Origin of the sequence: Mycobacterium sp. UM_11, assembly GCF_001414075.1 — a bacterium.
Classification (GTDB): Bacteria; Actinomycetota; Actinomycetes; order Mycobacteriales; family Mycobacteriaceae; genus Mycobacterium.
In genome coordinates, this window is the sequence record NZ_LATC01000177.1 from 1 (window position 1) to 5,039 (window position 5,039).

At 70.2% G+C, this 5,039-nt stretch carries 5 protein-coding genes and 2 pseudogenes; 4 read left to right on the top strand and 3 right to left on the bottom strand.

Annotated elements, in window-relative coordinates; genetic code table 11:
• Positions 1 to 464 (top strand): annotated as a pseudogene (locus WU80_RS24050) (6-phosphogluconate dehydrogenase (decarboxylating)); the annotation flags it as partial.
• On the opposite strand, the gene WU80_RS24055 reads toward WU80_RS24050, so the two are convergent.
• Positions 461 to 1,324: an alpha/beta fold hydrolase gene (locus tag WU80_RS24055; RefSeq protein WP_055405588.1), complete on the bottom strand. Its 864-nt coding sequence runs from the start codon at positions 1,322 to 1,324 to the stop codon at positions 461 to 463. The pseudogene WU80_RS24050 and the gene WU80_RS24055 overlap by 4 nt on opposite strands.
• A gap of 111 nt (positions 1,325 to 1,435) precedes the next feature.
• Here WU80_RS24055 and WU80_RS24060 point away from each other — a divergent pair, with 111 nt between their 5' ends.
• The 3 genes from WU80_RS24060 to WU80_RS24070 all read left to right on the top strand — a co-directional run bounded on the left by WU80_RS24060 (position 1,436) and on the right by WU80_RS24070 (position 4,168).
• Positions 1,436 to 1,909 carry a VOC family protein gene (locus tag WU80_RS24060; RefSeq protein ID WP_055405589.1) on the top strand — a complete coding sequence of 158 codons (474 nt, stop codon included), beginning with the start codon at positions 1,436 to 1,438 and terminating at the stop codon, positions 1,907 to 1,909.
• Positions 1,910 to 2,020: 111 nt separating this feature from the next.
• Positions 2,021 to 2,926 (top strand): alpha/beta fold hydrolase, encoded by a 906-nt coding sequence (locus WU80_RS24065; protein ID WP_055405590.1) that lies wholly within the window; start codon positions 2,021 to 2,023, stop codon positions 2,924 to 2,926.
• Positions 2,927 to 4,168 carry a WS/DGAT domain-containing protein gene (locus WU80_RS24070; RefSeq protein WP_055405591.1) on the top strand — a complete coding sequence of 414 codons (1,242 nt, stop codon included), beginning with the start codon at positions 2,927 to 2,929 and terminating at the stop codon, positions 4,166 to 4,168.
• Between the two features lie 2 nt (positions 4,169 to 4,170).
• On the opposite strand, the gene WU80_RS24075 is transcribed toward WU80_RS24070, so the two are convergent.
• Positions 4,171 to 4,785 (bottom strand): winged helix DNA-binding protein, encoded by a 615-nt coding sequence (locus WU80_RS24075; protein ID WP_055405592.1) that lies wholly within the window; start codon positions 4,783 to 4,785, stop codon positions 4,171 to 4,173.
• Positions 4,782 to 5,039, bottom strand: a pseudogene (locus WU80_RS24080) (pyruvate, phosphate dikinase); the annotation flags it as partial. The gene WU80_RS24075 and the pseudogene WU80_RS24080, both read right to left, overlap by 4 nt.

A 5,039-nucleotide genomic window follows, 5' to 3' on the forward strand; every position in this document is an offset into this window, starting at 1 on the left:
ACTTCGTGAAGATGGTGCACAACGGCATCGAGTACGGGATGATGGCCTCGCTCGCCGAGGGGTTGAACATCCTGCGCAACGCCGACATCGGCAAGCACATCGAGCAGGGGGACGCCGAGACGGCGCCGCTGTCGAATCCGGAGTACTACCAATACGATTTCGACATCCCCGAGGTCGCCGAGGTGTGGCGCCGCGGCAGCGTCATCGGCTCCTGGCTGCTGGACCTGACCGCGAGCGCGCTGCGCGAATCGCCCGACCTCAAGGAGTTCTCGGGACGGGTCTCCGACTCCGGGGAGGGCCGCTGGACCGCCATCGCGGCGATCGACGAGGGAGTGCCGTCGCCCGTGCTGACGACCGCGTTGCAGTCCCGCTTCGCCTCGCGCTCACTCGATGACTTCGCCAACAAGGCGCTGTCGGCGATGCGCAAGCAGTTCGGCGGTCACGCGGAGAAGCCGGCTAACTAGTGCCGTTTGACGAACTTCACCACGGCGTCGCTGAACGCGTCGTTGTCGTCGCCGGCCGCCGTGTGCCCGGCGTTGGACAGCTCGACGAACTCCGCGCGGGGCACGGTGGCGAGGAAATGGCGGACCCCTTCGGGGCTCACGACGTCGGACAGCTTCCCGCGGATGAGCAGGACGGGAATCGACAGGCTCTTGGCGGCCTGCTCGAACTTCTCCGTCCGGAGCTCGGGATCGTCGCCGGGTTTGGTCATGAACGCCGGGTCCCAGTGCCAGTACCAGCGGCCATCGCGTAGGCGCAGGTTCTTCTTCAGCCCTTCGGGGCTGCGCGGTTTCTCCCGGTACGGCAGGTAGGCGGCGACGGCGTCGGCGGCCTCGTCGAGAGAGTCGAAACCGTCGAGGCCGCTGATCATGAAGTCGCGAATGCGGGCGCTGCCGCCCTTCTCGAAGCGGGGCACCACGTCGACGAGGACCAGGCGGGTCACGCTCGCCGGGCCGGCCCGGTGAGCGGCGAGGATGCCGGTCAGGCCGCCCATGCTCGCCCCGATGATCATCACCGGCCGGCCGATCGCGCCGATCACCTTCAACACGTCGGCGGTCAAAGTGTCCACGTCGTAGTCGGCGTTGGGTGCGCGATCGCTGTCCCCGTGGCCACGGCTGTCCAGCGCCACGACGTGCAGGCCCTGATCGGCCAGGACTTGGCCGGTGTTCTTCCAGGAATGCCGGTTCTGCCCGCCGCCGTGCAGCATGAGCACGCTGGGCCGTCCCGCACCGTCGGTGCCGCGATTCCACTCGTCGGCGACCAGCGTGATCCCACCGGCCCCGGAAAACTCGACCGTCTCGGGGGTGCTGGTGACGGTGCTCATGCGACCTGACGTTACCTAGACCGTTTCCAGGGTCGACGGCGCGGTGAGTTTTCGCCGCCGCTGGGGTCTGTCATGACGTACCGAACGAGCCGACAAGGAGGCCACGACCCCATGCCAGCGATCACCCCGTCGTTATGGTTCGACCACAACCTGCAGGAGGCGGCCGAGTTCTACACCTCGGTGTTCCCCAACTCGCACATCGAGGGGTTCAACCGAGCCACCGAGGCCGGACCGGGTGAACCGGGCACGGTCCTGTCGGGCAGCTTCGTGTTGGACGGCAGCCGGTTCATCGGCATCAACGGCGGCCCGCACTTCCAGTTCAGCGAAGCGGTGTCCTTCACCGTCCACTGCACGGACCAGGAGGAGGTCGACTACTACTGGGAGCGGCTGACCGATGGCGGCGAGGAATCGCAATGCGGTTGGTGCAAAGACCGCTTCGGGCTGAGCTGGCAAATCGTCCCCGACCGGCTCTACGAGCTGATCGGCGGCCCCGATCGGGCCCGCGCGGCGGCCGCCACCCAAGCGATGTACGGCATGCGGAAGATCATCATCGCCGAGCTGGACAGCGCCGCCGCGCAGTTGTAGCGAAACCGCCTGCGGCATAGTCGCTTTGACTCCCATGGGCATGCGGTCGGTGCGTCGTCGACCCGCACGCGTTAGGTTGGTCGGTGCGGACGCGCCGAACAGGGAGTCAATATGGGTGAACCAGGCTGGATCGACGTGCCCAGCCCCGCCGGGGACCTGAAGGCACTCGACTGGGGGCCACGCGATGCCCCCGTCGCGCTGTGCCTGCACGGCTTCCCCGACACCCCCTACGGCTTTCGCAAGATCGCCCCGCGGCTCGTCGACGCCGGGTGGCGGGTGGTGGCGCCGTTCATGCGCGGGTACGCGCCGTCGTCGATCGCCGCCGACGGCAGCTATCACGTCGGGGCGCTGATGGACGACGCCCTGCGGGTGCGCGAGGCAGCGGGGGGCACCGACCGTGACGTGGTGATCGGCCACGACTGGGGAGCGATCGCCGCCACCGGCCTGGCCGCCATGCCCGACAGCCCGTTCACCAAGGCGGTGATCATGTCGGTGCCGCCCTCGGCGGCGTTCCGTCGCCGGGGCGGCGCCGCGGAACGCGGGCGACTGGCTGGGCACCTGGCGCGTCAAATGCTGCGCAGCTGGTACATCATGTACTTCCAATTGCCTTGGCTGCCCGAGCGTTCCGCGTCCTGGGTGCTGCCGCTGCTGTGGCGGCGGTGGTCGCCGGGCTATCGCGCCGACGAGGACCTGCGCCACGTCGACGCGGCGATCGGCACGCCGGAGAGCTGGCGCGCGGCGCTGGGGCCGTACCGCGCCACGATCCGCAACACCCGGCCGCCGGCGCGATATGCCAAATTGAACGAGCTGTGGACCGCGGAGCCCGTGTGGCCGTGCCTGTACCTGCACGGCCGCGACGACGGTTGCATGACACCGGCTTTCGCCCGCTGGGCGGAGAAGGTGCTGCCGCCGGGCAGCGAGGTTGCGATCGTCGATCACGCGGGACACTTCCTGCAGCTCGAACAGCCCGACAAGGTCGCCGACCTGGTGCTCGGGTTCATCGGCTCAGCCGGCTGAATGGCCGCGCAGCGGATGGCCGCTGTCGATGCGCAGTTCTACTGGATGTCGGCCAAGATCCCCAACGACGAGTTCCTGCTGTACGCGTTCGACGACGAACCCGCGGACTATTCGGCCGCCGTCGAGCAGGTCTTGGGGCGGGCCCGCGCCTGCCCGGAGCTGGCCCTGCGGGTCCGCGACCGCGGCCGGCTGAGATACCCGCAGTGGGTGCCGGCGGCCGTGACGGCCGACCGGGTGGTGCGCCACGACCTCGACGACCCGACGTGGGCGAGTTGCCTGGCGGCCGTCGTCGCCCTGTCCGCTGATCAGCTGGACGTCCAACGGATGCCCTGGCGGCTGCACGTCTTCACCCCCGTGCTGGGCATCCCGGGCGTCACCGGCCCGGCGAGCGTGGCGGTCATGCAGGTCGCGCACGCGCTGGCGGACGGGGCGCGAGCGTCGGCCATGGCGGCCTGGCTGTTCGGCCGGGCGGATCCGGTGCCCGCCGTGCGACGGTTGCGGTCCGGCTTCCTGCCGTGGCGCGCCGCCCGGGCGGCTCGGGCGCATCGCCAATTGACCCGCGACATTCGCTCCGGGGTGGAGGCCGCCGGCGCCGGCCAGCGGCCCCCGCTGCCGACGAACGCGCGGCCCGGGCCGGCCCGATCGGTGCGCACGCTGGTGCGACACCGTTCGCAATTGCGCGGTCCCACGGTCACGGTGGGCGCGCTGAGCGCGGTGTCGACGGCCCTGTCCCAGCTGCTGGGCGATGCCGCCGACACCCTGGGCGCCGAGGTGCCGATGGCCAAACCCGGCGCGGCGCGGGCATATAACCACTTCGGCAACGTCACGGTTGGCCTGTACCCGGCGCTGGACGTCCAGGCTCGCGAGGAACGGATCGCCGCGGAGCTTGCCAACGGACGGCGTCGCTTCGCCCACCCGGCGACGCGCCACGCCGACCAAGCCTTCGCCGCGGTGCCCGCGTCGCTATTGCGCTGGGGCGTAGCCCAATTCGACTTCGAAGCCCGCCCGTCGCAGGTGTCCGGCAACACCGTGCTGTCCAGCGTGAACCGCGGGGCTGCCGACCTGGCCTTCGGTGACGCCCGGGTGGCGCTGACGGCGGGCTACCCGGCGCTGTCGCCGGCGATGGGCCTGACACATGGCGTGCATGGCATCGGCGACACGATCGCTATCAGCGTGCACGCGGCCGAGACGGCCGTTCCCGACATCGACGCCTACGTGCGGTTGCTGGACGAGGCGCTCTAGCCCTACTGCGCGTCGCCGGACCGGGCCGCCTCCTCGCGCGTCAGGCCGACCGCGGAGATCAGCTCCTCGTGCAGCTCAAACCACACGGTGTGATACGAGTCCACGAGCGGCCTGGTCAGCCAGGCGGGGTCCCCATCGCGGATTTTGCGCAGCGCCGCAACAAGTTTCGCCGAGTAGATGCTCAACCGCGGCAGCTGAGCCGCGGCCGCCTCGACGATCGGCAGCACCCGCGCGTGCACCGTGTCGAGCCGGGCCAGCACCGCGGCATCGTATTCCGCGTCGTCGTGGGTGTTGGCGCTGCCGCCCGGGCCGCCCTTGAGCTGCCAGTCCGTCACGAGAGACTTGAAATCGGCGTTGACCGGACGAAAGTCGTCGTAGGCGGCTTCCAGCGTGGCCCGGTCGGCGCCGCGCCGCTCGTCGTCGAGCAGCGCCGCGAGCCGCTCGCGCCCGCTTGGGGTGATCCGCACCGCCGCGCCGTCGGCCAACAGGCCCGCGGCGGTCAGCCGCTCGACGAGTTCGGTCACCCGGGCGGGGTCCTCGTTCAACGTCGCGGCCAGGTCTTCGGGGCGCACCCGGCCCTTCAGCCGAACCGCTTGCAGCACAGCCAGTTCGGTCATGAGGCGGGCTTTTCCGTCAGGCGCAACGCGGTCAGCATGACGATCAGCGGGGTGGCCGAGACGACGTCGGTATGCCCGCCGTCCATCGCGGCCGCGACCGCGGCCTCCCCGGTGTCATCCAGGCGCGAGTGGTCACCGGAGGTGTGCGCGCGCAGCGGGCTGATTCGCCGCGCGATGTCGGCCAGTTCCCGCAATTCCGGGGTATCGCTCTCCGACCAGGCGGACAAGGTCAAATTGCCTTCGCGCACTTCGCC

What these genes read in the sequence shown, in the direction of transcription:
- WU80_RS24055 (WP_055405588.1), bottom strand. Translation starts at nt 1,324, where the DNA reads ATGAGCACCGTCACCAGCACCCCCGAGACGGTCGAGTTTTCCGGGGCC.
- WU80_RS24060 (WP_055405589.1), top strand. Translation starts at nt 1,436, where the DNA reads ATGCCAGCGATCACCCCGTCGTTATGGTTCGACCACAACCTGCAGGAG.
- WU80_RS24065 (WP_055405590.1), top strand. Translation starts at nt 2,021, where the DNA reads ATGGGTGAACCAGGCTGGATCGACGTGCCCAGCCCCGCCGGGGACCTG.
- WU80_RS24070 (WP_055405591.1), top strand. Translation starts at nt 2,927, where the DNA reads ATGGCCGCGCAGCGGATGGCCGCTGTCGATGCGCAGTTCTACTGGATG.
- WU80_RS24075 (WP_055405592.1), bottom strand. Translation starts at nt 4,785, where the DNA reads ATGACCGAACTGGCTGTGCTGCAAGCGGTTCGGCTGAAGGGCCGGGTG.